The organism is Photobacterium sp. BZF1, assembly GCF_014349205.1.
Classification (GTDB): Bacteria; Pseudomonadota; Gammaproteobacteria; order Enterobacterales; family Vibrionaceae; genus Photobacterium.
This window is the reverse complement of record NZ_JACSOF010000005.1, coordinates 59,041-74,627: the sequence shown is the minus strand read 5'-3', so window position 1 is coordinate 74,627 and position 15,587 is coordinate 59,041. Positions and strand designations below refer to the sequence as shown.

General features: G+C 46.0%; 15 protein-coding genes. 8 read left to right on the top strand and 7 right to left on the bottom strand.

The features are described 5' to 3' along the window. Positions 1–85 precede the first annotated feature (85 nt). On the top strand, positions 86–394 hold the full coding sequence (locus BIZ37_RS02040) for a hypothetical protein (protein WP_107299956.1): 309 nt from the start codon (positions 86–88) through the stop codon (positions 392–394). Between the two features lie 82 nt (positions 395–476). Here the strand turns inward: BIZ37_RS02040 and BIZ37_RS02035 are convergent, their stop codons facing one another. Continuing rightward, on the bottom strand, positions 477–1,034 hold the full coding sequence (locus tag BIZ37_RS02035; RefSeq protein WP_187460088.1) for a hypothetical protein: 558 nt from the start codon (positions 1,032–1,034) through the stop codon (positions 477–479). A 206-nt stretch (positions 1,035–1,240) separates the two neighbouring features. On the opposite strand from BIZ37_RS02035, the gene ovoA reads away from it, so the two are divergent. The 5 genes from ovoA to BIZ37_RS02010 all read left to right on the top strand — a co-directional run bounded on the left by ovoA (position 1,241) and on the right by BIZ37_RS02010 (position 5,962). Continuing rightward, the gene (gene ovoA / locus BIZ37_RS02030) at positions 1,241–3,367 is read left to right on the top strand and encodes a 5-histidylcysteine sulfoxide synthase (protein ID WP_187460087.1); all 2,127 of its coding nucleotides are present in this window, start codon (positions 1,241–1,243) and stop codon (positions 3,365–3,367) included. A 143-nt stretch (positions 3,368–3,510) separates the two neighbouring features. Beyond that, the gene (locus tag BIZ37_RS02025) at positions 3,511–3,816 is read left to right on the top strand and encodes a DUF1289 domain-containing protein (RefSeq protein ID WP_187460086.1); all 306 of its coding nucleotides are present in this window, start codon (positions 3,511–3,513) and stop codon (positions 3,814–3,816) included. Positions 3,817–3,904: 88 nt separating this feature from the next. Further along, positions 3,905–4,234: a hypothetical protein gene (locus BIZ37_RS02020; RefSeq protein WP_187460085.1), complete on the top strand. Its 330-nt coding sequence runs from the start codon at positions 3,905–3,907 to the stop codon at positions 4,232–4,234. A 105-nt stretch (positions 4,235–4,339) separates the two neighbouring features. Then, positions 4,340–4,786 carry an META domain-containing protein gene (locus tag BIZ37_RS02015; protein WP_107299897.1) on the top strand — a complete coding sequence of 149 codons (447 nt, stop codon included), beginning with the start codon at positions 4,340–4,342 and terminating at the stop codon, positions 4,784–4,786. A gap of 90 nt (positions 4,787–4,876) precedes the next feature. After that, positions 4,877–5,962, top strand: a complete 1,086-nt coding sequence (locus tag BIZ37_RS02010) for a hypothetical protein (protein WP_187460084.1) — start codon at positions 4,877–4,879, stop codon at positions 5,960–5,962. Between the two features lie 56 nt (positions 5,963–6,018). On the opposite strand, the gene BIZ37_RS02005 is transcribed toward BIZ37_RS02010, so the two are convergent. Beyond that, positions 6,019–7,788 carry a lysophospholipid acyltransferase family protein gene (locus BIZ37_RS02005; RefSeq protein WP_187460083.1) on the bottom strand — a complete coding sequence of 590 codons (1,770 nt, stop codon included), beginning with the start codon at positions 7,786–7,788 and terminating at the stop codon, positions 6,019–6,021. Positions 7,789–8,009: 221 nt separating this feature from the next. Here BIZ37_RS02005 and BIZ37_RS02000 point away from each other — a divergent pair, with 221 nt between their 5' ends. Then, entirely contained in the window at positions 8,010–8,486 is a 477-nt protein-coding gene (locus BIZ37_RS02000; RefSeq protein WP_107299900.1) for a CreA family protein, read from the top strand. 421 nt (positions 8,487–8,907) lie between these two features. Next, positions 8,908–9,540, top strand: coding sequence for a heme-binding beta-barrel domain-containing protein (locus BIZ37_RS01995; protein ID WP_187460082.1), 633 nt, complete (start codon positions 8,908–8,910; stop codon positions 9,538–9,540). A 58-nt stretch (positions 9,541–9,598) separates the two neighbouring features. Here BIZ37_RS01995 and BIZ37_RS01990 read toward each other — a convergent pair whose 3' ends face one another. The 5 genes from BIZ37_RS01990 to BIZ37_RS01970 form a co-directional block, all read right to left on the bottom strand. Next, positions 9,599–10,765 (bottom strand): ABC transporter permease, encoded by a 1,167-nt coding sequence (locus BIZ37_RS01990; protein ID WP_187460081.1) that lies wholly within the window; start codon positions 10,763–10,765, stop codon positions 9,599–9,601. Next, entirely contained in the window at positions 10,762–11,907 is a 1,146-nt protein-coding gene (locus BIZ37_RS01985) for an ABC transporter permease (RefSeq protein ID WP_187460080.1), read from the bottom strand. The genes BIZ37_RS01990 and BIZ37_RS01985 overlap by 4 nt, the downstream gene beginning before the upstream one ends. Beyond that, positions 11,904–12,893 (bottom strand): HlyD family secretion protein, encoded by a 990-nt coding sequence (locus tag BIZ37_RS01980; RefSeq protein ID WP_187460079.1) that lies wholly within the window; start codon positions 12,891–12,893, stop codon positions 11,904–11,906. Before BIZ37_RS01980 ends, BIZ37_RS01985 begins: the two co-directional genes overlap by 4 nt. Then, positions 12,890–14,344, bottom strand: coding sequence for a TolC family protein (locus BIZ37_RS01975; protein ID WP_187460078.1), 1,455 nt, complete (start codon positions 14,342–14,344; stop codon positions 12,890–12,892). The genes BIZ37_RS01980 and BIZ37_RS01975 overlap by 4 nt, the downstream gene beginning before the upstream one ends. A 135-nt stretch (positions 14,345–14,479) precedes the next feature. Continuing rightward, positions 14,480–15,487, bottom strand: a complete 1,008-nt coding sequence (locus BIZ37_RS01970) for an AraC family transcriptional regulator (RefSeq protein WP_187460077.1) — start codon at positions 15,485–15,487, stop codon at positions 14,480–14,482. Between the last annotated feature and the right edge of the window lie 100 nt (positions 15,488–15,587).

Sequence of the window (15,587 nt, the reverse complement as noted above, 5' to 3'; positions counted from 1 at the left end):
CTTATAGGTTGAACGTGAACTTAGTCACAAACATAAGTACACAAACAACAATATGGCCGAAGCCATAGATAACGAGGTGAAGATTATGTCTAGCTTGAAAGTACTAACTGCAACCGCTGTGCTCGTAATGTCTTCTTCAGCCTTTGCTGATATCCGTGTGGCAGACACCCACAACGGTGCATGGGTAACCGTAACTGAAAATGGTCAGCCAGCTGCTAACGCTACCGTTTCTGTTGCCAACGTACCTCAACAACGTCAAAGCTACAAAACTGACGCAAACGGTCGAGTTTTCATTCCATTGACACTAGAAAACTCTCGCTCAATCAAATACAAAGCAACTACTGAGGGTGGTAAACAATCATCACGCTTCGCTTTCCACTCTACTAACAAATAGTTGATGAACGCCTGACATGCAAAAGCCCTCTTCGGAGGGCTTTTGCTTTTGTGACCTACCGCCCAAAAATTCATACTCCCTCCTAGCGGGCCCGGTCTTCTTTCCAATTGAGATCCCTTGCCAATACAAAAGCTAGCCCCAAAACTTGGAGGAACAGTGCTAGGTTTCTAAGCCGCGAAATGGCTTTCATTTTCTCGGCGTTTTCATCAATGAAGACTTGGTTCTCCAAATACAGGTCATTAATTTTTTCTCGCTGGCTAGCTTGAACCCCATCTAAAGCTTCCATGAGTGCTGGCACTTTCTCAATATTGAGATCTAACGGGGTATCCGGTAGCCAATAACCAATATCGTGTTGTAATTGCGCTGCGATCTCTTCAGGCAGAGCTGACTGCATCATCTCGGCTGCATTCAATATCACCAGAGTGTGCTCTCGCTTTCGCTCTACGGTCTCAACTTGCTGCCAAATTAGCTGAATCAGCTTTTCATTGCTTTGTTGACGCTGATTGATGTCATTAGACTGTCGGGTTAAGTCATCGATATAGAAGTTAGTAATCAAGGCCGAAACAATATTGAGTAACAAACCTACTGCTACCAAGGTCCAAGTCGGTACCTGCCATTTTATTGAAGAAATCTGTCCCATTTATTCTTCCATTTACTCAGCATAGAAATGTGCCCCTTAATAATTATGGCAAACTTTCTTGCACTTTTATGTCGTTAAAATAAAACCAATATTTCTCAATAAGACAATAAATTACATAGCTTTATTTTTAATTTGATGACTGATGCTCCCTTTGTCTATCTTTAAGTTTCAGGTTGTCGAAAATAACTGAAAAGGAAAGCAATTCAATGGATAAGGTTCCAACATTTGCGACTCGTACCATTGCACTTACTGGCGATGATATCGAACACAAACGCCATGAACTCAAACTCGCTTTTAATCACACTTGGGAGCTCTATGAATCCCTTTTTAGTGTGGTTAATAATGACAATGCTTATTTTGTCAAAGCCGAACCCTTACGCCACCCGTTAATTTTTTACTTCGGCCATACTGCCACCTTCTACATCAACAAACTCAAACTAGGAAAATACATCGACCAGCGCATCAACCCTCATTTTGAATCCATGTTTGCTATCGGGGTTGATGAAATGTCCTGGGATGATCTCGATGAAACCCATTATCAATGGCCATCTGTTGCCGAGGTTCAACAATACCGAAATGATGTGAAGGATTTGGTCAATCAAGTCATTGATGAACTACCACTCACCCTTCCAGTTAGTGACAACGACCCAGCCTGGGTCATTCTGATGGGGATTGAACACGAGAGAATCCATCTTGAAACATCTTCAGTCATCATTCGCCAGTTGCCTCTTAGTGATGTAACTCCATCACCACTATGGCCTTCATGCCCAGACATGCATTCCGCCCCAGAAAATCGACTGCTAAGTGTCTCCGGGGGGCATGTAACACTCGGTAAAACTGAAGAAGAAAACACCTATGGCTGGGACAACGAATATGGCAGCCAATCGTATCAAGTCGCTGGCTTCAAAGCGTCAAAGTATCTAGTTTCAAACCAAGAGTACCTTGCTTTTGTCAAAGCGGATGGTTATCGCCATCTACGCTATTGGGATGATGAAGGCAAAGCATGGCTCGCTTATACCCAAGCAACGATGCCCCGGTTCTGGCGAAAAAGGGACGGAAATTGGTTTCAGCGCAACCTCACCGCTGAAACGCCTTTACCCCTTAATTGGCCTGTCGAGGTTAACCAGCTAGAGGCAAAAGCATTTTGTAATTGGAAAGCGGAACAGGAGCAGCTCTCTATCCGGTTGCTTACAGAAGCTGAATGGTATTTGCTCAGGCAGAATATCGACTCTGACTCACCACAATGGGATGAAGCCCCCGGCAATATCGAGCTTGGCTATTATGCCTCATCCTGCCCAATCGACCGGTTTGAGCATGAAGGCTTCTGTGACATCATCGGCAACGTTTGGCAATGGACTGAAACCAGTATTGACGGCTTTCAAGGGTTTAGGGTTCATCCACTCTATGATGACTTCTCAACCCCAACATTTGATGGCAAGCACAACCTGATAAAAGGCGGGTCTTGGATCTCAACCGGCAATGAATCTATTAAGGCCTCGCGCTATGCCTTCCGGCGCCATTTCTATCAACATGCAGGGTTTAGGTATGTTGAATCCCAGCAAGCCCCTGAAACTATGGCTAACTTAAATGTCTACGAGACCGATGAGCTCATTTCTCAATACTTAGAATTCCACTACGGCAACGAGTATTTTTCTATCCCCAACTTCTGTACCCATGGTGTAAAAGCCTGCTTGCAAGAAATTCAACTAACTCATCACCATCGTGCGCTGGATATTGGCTGCTCAGTCGGGCGGGCTTCTTTCGAACTAGCCAAAGTATTTGATCATGTCGATGGTATCGACTTTTCTGCACGCTTCATTCAACAAGCCTATTCGCTTACCGAACAGGGAGAAAAACGTTACACCATCAGGACAGAAGGCGATTTGGTCGAGTTTAAGTGTGTGACCTTGGCTGAGCTGGGTTATCAGCAGCTCACTGACAAAATCAATTTTGTCCAAGGGGATGCTTGCAACCTAAAACCTCAATTTAGTCACTATGACTTAATATATGCATCAAACCTGATTGACCGCCTCGGCAACCCCAAGCAATTTCTGAACAGCATCCACCAGCGGCTCAATCCTGGCGGATACCTCGTTATCGCCTCACCCTACACCTGGCTGGAGGAATACACCAATAAAGAAAACTGGCTTGGAGGGATTAAAGTCAATGGTGAAAACTTCACAACCTTAGACGGACTGACCGAGACCCTTATTTCCCACTTTGAACTCATCGCAGTCAAAGAAATTCCGTTCGTCATCAGGGAAACCAAACGCAAGTTCCAGCATTCAGTTTCTGAAATGACGATTTGGAGAAAGCGAGACAGTAACCATTAATCTAGTCTCTTGTCCCGGTACCTCTTGAGGTACTGGGGCAATAACACGTTAATATACGGTCAACTTACTGATCAGCAACTTGCAGTCACTTGGGTATATGCTATGTTGTGCGCTTCAAATACTCAATCATAGTAATATCAGCAGTGAAAACCCCTTGCGTAGCAAAATGTAAAAACAATGAAGGTATCTGTAGTGGATGCCACCGAACAATGTCTGAACTAACGGCGTGGCGTACCATGAGTGATTCTGAACAAGATCAAAAAATCCAACAGATCCAAGGACAACACTCCACACACACTTGCAGCCAATGTGGTCAACCGGCGTATTGTGAGATCAGTGCAGGCAAAGAGACTTGTTGGTGTTTTGAATTAACCAAACGTGATACCTCCGGTATTCCGTCTGGTACCTGTCTATGCCGCCATTGCCTAGAGAAGCTTCCTCTGCTATAAAAACCACATAAAAACAACACCATAAACGCAAGCTTGTTTTTATTGAACAGTGTATTATAATTCACCCTATCTAAAATGGCGCACTAAGATGACTGCAGTAAGAGTACTCCTTCTGGTTTCTGTTTTGTTCCCATTGCGAGTAACAGCGAGCAATGCATTGCCAGACAACGAGCAAATATGCTTGAAGAAAATGGAAACCTTACTCAGCCAACAGCAAATTCTGTTTAGTGATAGTCAGGCAACGCCTGAAACTCGCCGTACGGCAGAAAGGGCCATAGATGCCAGTCGCGAAGCGTTCGCCGATCATGGCAGTTATTGTGATGCCCAGCGGGCATTGCAAAAGTTTGATCAGGATAAACAAAGTGGCTTCCACTACAAGCAAGGGGAAGTTAACTTTTTTGGCCGTGGTCACTATTGATGTTTCTAGATAACTGGTTGGTAGTGCTACTATTATTCAAAACAACTATTGATCAGGCTATCGTTGACTTAAGCCCTTACACGGCAAACCTCTGAGGTAATGTATATGAAAAAGTGGCTACTTATTTTGGCTCCCCTGTTCTTTCTACTCACAGGCTGTGATGCTGAACTAGAACAAGGCTTTTCAGCCAAAAACCTACAACAAAGTTGGGTATTAACTAAGGTCGACGGTAAAGAGATCACCATTACGGAACCTCGAATTGTCCCAGGCATGGCCGTTGATGCTGACTTAAAAGTCTCAGGATTTGGTGGCTGTAACCGATTCTTCGGCCAAATTGAATTAGCGGACAGCAATCGGATCCGCCTCACTGGCATGGGCTCAACTAAAATGGCTTGTATCCAAGATGATCAGGCAACCGTTGAAGCCGTCATGACTCAGTCTCTTCAAGAGTGGAACAATGCTGCTTTAGAAAACAATATCTTAACCTTAACTTCAGAGCAGCACATTTTGACCTTCACTCCTGAAGAAATTGCCACGGAAGATAGCCAGTAAATCCGGCACATCCCATTACTTTCATGCGCAGCCGTTTGGCTGCGCTTTATTTTCCAAGGACCGGTTCACAGAACCAAGTTGTGTTTCGTTATGAAAATAAACAAACGACAAGCCAAAACCCTCAGCGAGGCCATTTCCCAATGGGAAAAAGATAAACGGATCAATGCCGATACCGCAGAATCCTTACGCAATAGCTATGAGGTCGTTGGTTTTGATTGGAAATTGCTGGCTGTCTATTCTTTTTGGATCGCCATTACCTGCTTTGTCATTTCTATTGGCGTGTTATTGGCAGACGACTATCTTATGGCATTGCTGGCAAACCTCATTGATACGCCAGCCAGTATTTTATCGGTCGTAAGTGCTGGGTTAGCTATCGCCTCCTTCGCTTTTGGCGTGAAGCGTCGACGTCGTTACCCCGAAAAATATTTCAGCAATGAAGCCATGTATTTCTTTGGCGTTCTATGGACAGCGGTATCTATTGGCTTCCTAAGGGAGACAGCACTGTTTGCTGACACCCATATTGCTTTCTTCTTGCTCGTTTTAACACTCATCTACGGTGTTATTGGTTTCCGACTCTCCAGTATGCTGATTTGGATTTTCGCACTGCTGAGCTTCGCAGCATGGGGGCTGGAGCAAACGAGTTATTTTGCTGAACCTTCAGACTACTTCATGGGCCTTAACATGGCTTGGCGATTAGTGATCATTGGCTTGATTGTCTTGGCAACCGCGTGGTTTTTTGCCAAAAATAAAGCAGATATAGCAGCAGGTACACCCGTTGCAACTAACCGGTTTGCCTACCTGCAAGAGCCAACCCGTTTCATCGGATTGTTTTATTTACTGTTTGCGCTTTGGTTGGTCTCCCTGTTTGGCAACCATACTAATGCTGCAACCTGGTCGAAGGTGTCACAAGTCTCATTTTTACCTTGGGCGCTTCTATCCGGATTAGTGTGTTTGGGCTTGCTCTACCACGGGATCAAACATGCTGACAAACTGACGCGCAGTTTTGGTATCACCTTCCTGCTGATAAACCTCTACACCCGTTACTTTGAGTACTTCTGGGATGCAATGCACAAGACAGTATTCTTTGCCTTGCTAGCCCTTAGTTTCTGGCTGATTGGCACCCAAGCTGAAAAACTCTGGCAGCTTAGCCATATCAAAGAAAATGAAGACGACTAACGGCAGCGCTTTGTCAAAACTTAGAGGGAAGCACTCGCTTCCCTCCATCTAGCAACCTATGAACTAACATCAAACTGAGCCAGATATGCTTTTGCTTCTGGCTTACCCATATACTTCCCTAAGGTTTTGACAGCCACATCTCGTAAATCCACCACGATCAACCCATCAAGGGCGTCATTGAAATCGGCATCAACATTAAAACACACTAATTTGCCATTCAAACCGAGGTATTGCCTAAGTAATACAGGTACGCCTTTACCCCCTTCCAGACGAGAAATTACCTTAGAGAGCAGTTGAATATCCGCCAACGACGAAAGCATCTCTCTTTGCCAAAATGAAGGCTCTTTGGAGACCAATGGGTTACTCGGCGAAACTAACTCGGCACTTTGGCTATCATAATGGTGCACGGCCATACTCTCAGCGAGAAGATACCGGGCTTCAGGGCTGTAATCATTGCTGATGCTAACAGGCCCAAACAAATGTGTGTAGCCAGAGTGGCGAGAGACAAACGTCGCAATGCCTTTCCATAACAGCAGTAAGGCACTTAAACTCTTTTGATACTCAGCCGCAATAACCGAGCGACCGAGCTCTATTGCTTTTCCTTGTTGGCGAATAAAGCGCTCATCGTAATTAAACAGAGTCCGAGAATACAGCCCACTCACTCCCTGCTCTGCTAATATTTCATCCACCAAGCCAAGACGATAAGCACCAACCAAACATTGGTTTTCGCGATCCCAAACAAACAGGTGGTGGTAGTATTGGTCAAACTCATCAATGTCAGTGGCTTTGCCGGTACCTTCTCCAACCGCACGGAAATTCACCTCCCGGATCCGGCCTAACTCAGCCATCAATGAGGGAATACGAGCAGCTTTCGTACAATAGACATCAAACTGCCCAGACGAAAGTAAATGCTCACTTTCATCCAACTGGCTAATCTCATTCGATAGTTTTTCCGGATCTACAGAAGATGCAATGGGTTCAGCGTCATCCAGAGAGTTAGCCAATATCGGTTTCTGGGCACTCCTCAGCTGGCTCCCTAACAAATAGGTATTCAGTCGCAGATAATTGACCAGCTGTTTATGATCTTCAAACCCTTTGATTTCCTTGAAGCTTATTGCTTCACCAATGGCTAGGTTAATTTGTCTATCACGCTTATTGAGCAACTCACGCCCTAACATCAGTGTTCTTAGCAAGGGATGGATCCGGCCTGCCATATAAAACTTTCGGCTGTTCTTGCCATCAATATACACGGGTACTGTCGTCGCCTTGTTTTTACTGATTAACCGGCTAACAGAGTGGCTCCAGTCTTTATCGGTAATACTTCGCGTTTTATGATCATATGCCGACACTTCTCCTGCCGGAAAGATCAATAGTAACCCACCGTTAGCGAGATGTTTGTTCGCTTCCCTTAACGCTTTCACATTGGCCTTAACGGCTTGAGGTCCCTCAAACACATCAACCCCAATGAACAACTCATCCAACTCTGGGACGGTTTTCAAGTAATGATTAGCAAGTATCTTGATGTCTTTGCGAACTGAGCGTAGTAACGCTGCCAAGATAACCCCTTCAACACAACCGAGTGGATGGTTAGCCACTACAACCGTTGCACCAATCGCGGGCACTTGAGCGAGGGAACCCTGCTTAATCGAATATTGAATGCCTAACGTATCCAAGGCATAACGGAGAAAAACAGTCACATCGCCACCTATTGGGCGAGCAGCATAAAAATTATCCAGCTTTTTTAACCCTGTCGCCCACTCAGTAACATGTTCCCCAACACCGAATGGCGTCTTTCGAGGAAGACGGAAAGGACTTGTCACTTCCATGTTTTTACCTGTTTATTCATTCAACCAGTGAATGAAAATTATGAAACAGCCAGATGACCGAACCGTTTCACTTTTACGGCAAAATAATGAGCGAAATACGACGATATGATGAAGCACAAACTTGCCTGTTACATTAGCAAGAAATTCAACTTCATCACCGAGGAAATAGAAATTAGCGCCAAGTTGCTGCTATCATGATGAAAAATGATGGAGAAATAATAATGAAATCAAAAATACTGCTAGCAGGTCTGCTTGCCGCAACCACTGCGCTGAGTGGTTGTTCGGATGATGAAGTTGGTGACGTAAGCCTAGGCATGTTCACCATGAAGGATATCAAAATCGGCCATTTGAAAGATGACGTTGTTACCGGGGTAACCTGTCATATTGCTTCTATAGAAGCAAACTTAAGCCTTGCCGATCCGAGTGACAGTTCTATTTCTTGCCGTCAGACTGGTGACATTACTCCAGAGATGATCGCACAGATCGATAAATCTAAATCTGGCGAGGTCGTCTTCAAAAAGTCGAAAAGCATCTTCTTCAAGACGATGAAAGTCCGTCGTATCTATGATGCTGAAAACCAGACGCTACTGTATCTGTCATACACAACTAAAGAAACTGAGGGTAGTTTCAAACACAGCCTGTCTACCGTACCTCTTTGGGGAACAAAAGCCTATCAGGCGCCTACTCCAGCAGAGTAACCCTTATTCGGAGGGGGAGTTCCCCCTCTTCGTCGCCTCAGAATAAAAAGAAACAAGAGTGGAATATCATAAAGACATATCTGCTATTGATACATCAATTAATATTGTTAGCGTTTTTCGATTATAAATACATTCTAAATCTAGCCTTTCCTGAATTACCCCTATGAATTGATAAAACTCCATCCACTTTCATTTTAAAGTATTATTTCACTTTTAATTTCAACTGAAGGTACAAGCAAAGATTACAAAAGGTAAGAAAATATAAACAGCAATATTCCCTCATCACATAATTAACATCTAAAACCATTTACACAAGCAATAATTAACACAGATCAATAATTAACTATTATTCATTCATATAAAGTAGCCTCCACAACAAGAATTAATTCATCTTAAATGAAAAATCAAAAGGAAGCTCAATATGAAAAACACAACGATTGCTCTTGCTCTTTCGGCCAGCCTGTCCCTACCTGTTATGGCTGATGACAATGAAAGCACGATAATTGATGGTTTGGACTTCGGACCACTCGCTCAACTGGTTGGTACCTGGATTTCAGCGGATGCCGGTGGTGTTGATATTGCACCCGCACAAAAAGACTTGGATGTTGCGGCAGGTACCCCAGCTGTCACGCCTTTCTATGAAACCATCACATTCGAGGTCGCTGCTGATGCCACCAATGCCAGTGACCAATACCTTGTCGCACTTTATTACAAGCAGGAAGTATTCCGTAAAGCGGATGATTCAAAGTTCCATGACCAGCGAGGATACTTTGTTTATGACAAAGCTAATCAGAAGGTTTATAACTCATTCTGTGTGCCGAGAAATACCTGTGTAACTGCAGAAGGTGCAGCAGGAAACCAAATGACACTGGTTGCCTCAGAGCGCGGAATTGCTGAATCAAACTATATGACTGAAAATGCTACTACTACCGATTTTACAATGAGCATTCAGATTGAAGATGACAAGATGACATATTCACAGACGACCTTATTAGATATTTACGGCCAGTCTGTTTCCCATACTGATTCTAGTATTTTGGTAAAAGTAGAATAAATTCATTAACGAATAATAAAAAAAGAGTGATGCTGTAATATGGCATCACTCTTTTTATTTATAATTTAACAGCCTGCTTATTCTGGCGTTTAACCCTCAGCATTAACCTTACCGCAATGGCGCCGTATATAAGGGCTTGAAGCCACAATTGCCCCCATAAAGATAGGATTTGATCAAAGTCAGCCCCCATTTGGTTCAGGCGTAAAAAAGCATTAATCGCTGGCGTTGAAGGCGCCAACTGGGCAAGCCATGTCACAGGTGTTGGGATCATCTCTACCGGCCAAATAAACCCCGCTGAAAAAACCAGTGGCAACGAGCTTAACAAAACCACGACCGTTGCCAATTCTCTTCTCGGGATCAACTGCCCCAAAATCATGCCAAGAAAAATCACCGATAGTAGAAATGGCACCGTAACCAACATGAGATCCTGTATCGAGGCGAGTCGGCTAATGTTGTAATAACTGAAGCTAAAGCCAAAGTAATACATAACCAGCGGCAGGTAGATAAGGGTAAAAACAATACCGCGTACCAAGACAACACGCCTTGCCGGATAATGCAGCCAATAGCCACTTTCCCCGGCGCGGAGATACTCATTCTGGCCACCACCGAGCAAACCAACGGCAATAAGCAGTGTTTGATGCAGAATCAGAACAAATACAGCCGGTACGACATAATTTACGTAACCCATTGTTGGGTTGAAGACTGGCTGAGCGTTCAATTTTATCGCCGTGTATTGCTCAGCAGCCAATGCTATATTACCGCCAGCGGAGACCATTCTAGCGACTTTGACCTCAGCCCCCAACGTACCCGCAGCGGTCGCTATCCCTTCAGCAATCGTGCCGTACACCAAAAAATAAGCGGCATCACCGCCGTAGGCTAAGGTCGGGCTTTTTCCTAGTAAGACGTCTCGTTGGAAATCTTTGGGGATCACCAGTAACCCTTGCACCTTGCCTTGGTTCACGAGCGCTTTAGCCGCATCCACGGACTCAGTCCGTGCAGCAATCACCACCTCAGGAGTAGCATCAACCATACGTTCGAGCTTGCGCCCTAGCGCTGACTGATCAAGGTTTACTACCACAATTTGTTGTTCCCTTGGCAACTGGTTGGTATAAGGCAACGGGTAGAGGAACGAATAAATCAGCACCCCACCAAACACGGTAAAAAGGATCGACGGGTTGGTAAAAATCGCTTTTAGCTCAAATTGAAATAGCGAGCGCCAACTCATACTCTCACCTCTTCTACTTTACTCAACCGAGCTACACGCCCCGCGGCCAGCAGCCAAGTGATCAGAAAAGCAATTAAACAAAGCAACTGGGGAGTTGCCTGCTGAAAAGTCATTCCGTGGTTCACTTGATGTAACTGGACATCCAAATAATGGGTTGCCGGTAACATTGCACGCCACACTAGGGCAAAATTAGGCATGTCTGTTGCTGGGAATGTCACACCAACAAAAGCAAATGCGGGCGCGGTAAAGCCAGCAGCTAAGCTCATTGCCTTGGTCGCATCAAGCGTGAACAAGAACAAGACACATGCAACACCTTGGCAAGCCAATACCATCAGAAACTGGGCAAACAACAAAATCCACCATTGGCCGTGCATCGGCCAATTCAACACACCATACAAAACAGTGATGAAAATAAGACCTTGTATGAAAAGCAGTAAGGTATACGGCATAAGCTTAATGATAAGGTGACGCGTTGGTGCGTCTCCCAACCACGCCTTGAGCCCACCCTTTCGCTGCTCAGCAGACAACGCAATGATGGTCGTGATAACAATCGCAATTTGCCATATCGCTGGAATCGTCGCTGATACCAAGAACTGGCCATAATGACTATTGCTGTTATATAACGGCGTAATTTGGTTCCTAACTGGGACGGCTAACCCCAATGCTTGCTGGGGTACCCGACTGCCGGAGGCCATGTTTCTCAAGGTATCGATTTGTGCATTGAGCGTACCTTGGGCTTGTACCACTGCCGATTTCACCAACTTGCCAATAAGAACGAACTGGCTGTTATAGAAAACTGTCGCTGTTGGTGATTTCCCGAGCTTGGTGTCTTGTTCTAAATTCGTTGGGATCACTACCAACGCATAGATATCTCCCCCCTTAAGGGCGTGGGAACCTTCGGCCACCGATGGGTAAGTGTTAGCCACCGCCAAGGTCGGGTTGGCATCATAATACCGGACCAACTGGCGTGATAATTGGCTATGGTCTAAATCAACGACACCAACGGGTAAATCCCTTGCAATGCCTGAAGAGAATATTGCCCAAATGATGGCAAACAGCATCAATGGCAACCATGTCGTCAACGATAATAGCCAGCGTTCTTCGCGGATCAACCGCCATTCTCGTGCGAGTTGGATCTTCATTCGCTGACAATCACGCTCATGCCGACACGAAGCCCTGTAATCGGAGCAACCGGACGGGCTTCCACTTCAAAGGTACGCATATCAAATCCCTGGGCGGGATCCGTAGTTCGCCAAGTTGCAAAATCACCCATCACAGCGACATGTGTCACTTTGAAGGTATAGCTTTCATCACCTAGCGCCGGAATCATCGCCTCAAACTCTTTGCCCTGTGGGTAGTTTTTTAGGTTATCTTCGCGGATATTGAACAGCGCCCATGCGTCTTCCATATCGACCACGCTGACGACAGGGAAACCTTGTGGAGCAAGCTCACCTTCGTGCAGCAGCACCTGACTGACTTCACCATCAAACCAGCTAGAGATCTGGGTGTCAGCGGCATAAGCTTCGACTTCAGCAACCGCTCCGGCAGCCATACGGGCTTTTTCAGCAGCAGCACGTTTTGTTTCTACCCGCGCACCTTCTTTGGCCATGGTATACATCTGGTAGGCGGCTTGTTCGGTATAACGTGCTGCCTGCCATTGGGTATAGGCTTCATCGCGTTTTTGCTCGGCCATCACCCCTTCTTTGAATAGGTTATCGACCCTGCGATAGGTCTTTTGCATCAGGGCAGAGGCCGCTTTGGCTTTTTGCCACTGATCTTGTGCAGCGGCGATCTCCTGCTCCCGAGCCCCTTTTTCTGCCTGCTGAGACATAGCATCGGCTGCCTGCTCACCAGCCCGTGCCTGCTCGAGTTTGGCATCAATTTCTGGGCTAGAAAGCGTGAAAATCAAATCACCTTTTTCTACCATGTCGCCTTTGCGGACCAACACCTGTTGTATCCGACCTGGTACCTTGGAAGAAATATTGTAGTGCTGGGCTTCAACCTGCCCTTGTAGCCGTATTGGCTGAGGCTGGTAGGCCGACCAAAACTGATAGCCCAGCCATCCAACCACAGCAGTGACCGAGACCGCAGCAGCGATCACCTTCGTACTTGATTTGCCGTTTCTCATGACTGAACCTCTAAACCTTGATATTGCTGATATTGTTTAAAATTATTAATTTCACTACTGACCGCTAACAAGCGAGTTAGCGAGATGACATATTGATAGGCTGCCGCTGCCCGCTGTGTTTTCACACTTGCCAGGTATAGTTCGGCATCAACCACATCCAAGGATGTCGACAAACCTTGGCTAAATGCTTTTTCTCGTAAACTGACATTCTCTTTTGCTAAATCCAAACTGGAAGCCAGTCCGTTATATTCTTCCAATGACTGCATTGCCTCGCGGTAGGTTTTTTCAACCAATACCGTCAGATCCTGTTCGGCTTGTGCCCGTAGGTAGTGAACTTGGGTAACGGCACTGTGCGCGGCCTTTACTTTTCCCGAACGACCAGAGCTATCGAGCAATGGAATATTAACGCCTACACCCACGGCCCAATCCGGCGCTGTTTTCGCTGCTAGCGTGTCGTCCTCGTGCAAGTTGTAGTTACCGTATAGGTACACCTCTGGGTAGTATTTACCCTTTTCAGCCGCCATCAGGCCCTGCGCCTGTTTCTTCTTGGCATCAAGAATTTGCAAGCCGGGGTAGCCCGCCAAGGTTTTGTCTATAAACGCCGATAGAGGAGGCAATGATTCATTCACAAACAACGAAGAGGTCGGCACAGCCGGTGAATTAACTTTCAGAAGTTTGGTCAAAGCAACTTGGGCAATTTCCATATCTCGCTGGGCTTTCTGCCGCTCTACCCGCGCTTTATCGTAAGAGGCTTGTGCCTGCAGGCGTTCAACTTTGGCAATTTGCCCTTGCTGCTCTAGTTTTTGGGCCCGCTCAAAATGCTTTTTAAGCCCGTTTTCAACCTCGATACGTGTATCCAGAACCGTTTGAGTAAGCGCAACACCAAAATAGAATTTGGAAAGATCTTCAAAGGTGGCTTGCTGCTTCATCGCTAACAAATGGGTAGCTTCTTCTGTCTGACCTTTCGCGATATCCTGAGCAGCACTAATACGGCCACCGGTAAAAATTGGCCACACCGCACGGATAGAACTGGTAAATACCTCTCGTTTGGTTAACTGGGAGGTAAATAGCTGATCAACAATAGGTAGGGAGGGCACAACAGACCCAATCGGCATGCTGTCAATAAGATCAGAGGGCTTGATTTCAACGGGCTTATCAAGCCGGGTATATTTGGCTGTCGCACTAATGGAAGGTAAGTACAAATCCCTTGCAGCATCTTGCATATTTTCTGAGCGTTCAATATTGGCTCGCTCGGCTGCCAGGCCATCATTCTGACTTAACACCGCCTGCCAGGCATCCAAAAAACTGACTGGGTGTTGCGCCTTAACTGGCGTGGTGTCGGAAAATACCGGATTGAGCGAGCGATTCCCTTCTAGGGTATTGGCCCCTGCCGACATCGGTACAACCATCATTGCCCAGCAGGTGAGCACCGCAACTGGCGTTATTCTCATTGTGAAGTTACCTATATGCCTGTTTTCGTAGCTTGAATCGCCAATTTTAGAGTAATAACTCTAAAAATCAATAACCGTGATGCAAGTCACGCAAATTACAGGGGGCTCACAGGCTAGCAATAGGGTCTTCTATGGCTAATCATTCAAACTCAAGATGATTTTCTGGTAAGCCTTCGGGGTAAGACCGCTAATGCGCTTGAAGGAGCGGGAAAAGTGGGCAATGTTGGAGTAGCCCAGCTGGCTAGCTATATGGGTTAACGAGAGCTCTTCAGCCATCATGTCTGCCGCAACCGTATATAACAGGTTATCTTTAATCCGCCGGAAACTGGTTCGCTCCTCAGTTAGCCTTCGTTGTAATGTCCTTGGGCTCATACTCAGCAATTCGGCTGCCTCTTCCAAGGTGAGGTTGCGCTCCCTGACATAAGGCAGCAACGAGGTAAAAACCCGGTCGGTAAAATTTGCATGCCAACTGATCAAAGGGGCTTTTGACTCAGTGTCCTTGGACGTGATCCGTGGCCTTATCGCGAGGACGTCATCATCTATCAGCCACTCAATCCTTTCATTGCCGACAAAATATTGGATGGAGTTCCCCAAAATTGAGCGGTAGATATCTGCGTTGTCAGACTGAATTTTAATTTGGCTCGGCAGCCAATCACTATGGCTAAGTACCTGGACAAACTCAACGGCATATAGCACCGCCCAGACTTCAGACCATAAAAAGTGCTCGCTCTCATCTACGGCCCGCTTGCACCAATACCAAGTTCTGCCATGGCTTTCTTCGAGCCCCACATTCACTACTGTCGAGTCATATTGGAACACGGTCTGGGTCAGGGCCAATGCCTCTTTGACCGAATAACACTCAGCAAACTGGCCGATCAATCTCGGGATAGCTTTGCGCCGGATAGCCGTTCGCAAAATATCGCCGAACTGGGTGATACCCAGTTGATTGGCTAATAGATATATCAGCTTTTTCATCGGTTCTTGGGGCAAGAACTCCTGGTCCAGATCAAACAAGTCAGGTGGCAACCCTGAGTCTTTGATCACTTGGTGCGGGTCATGGTTGTATTCATAGAAGATTTCTACGATTACCCGTGCGTAGCCTGATTTAATCAAGGGAACAATGGGGTCGTTGCCGCTCGTCATACTGCTAGGCTCTACATCGACTACATCAATTAAGGGTAGAGCGTCGCGACGAGATGGCAAATGCTGAGGCCAAGGGGAGAGCAAGTAAGAAAGAGCATTT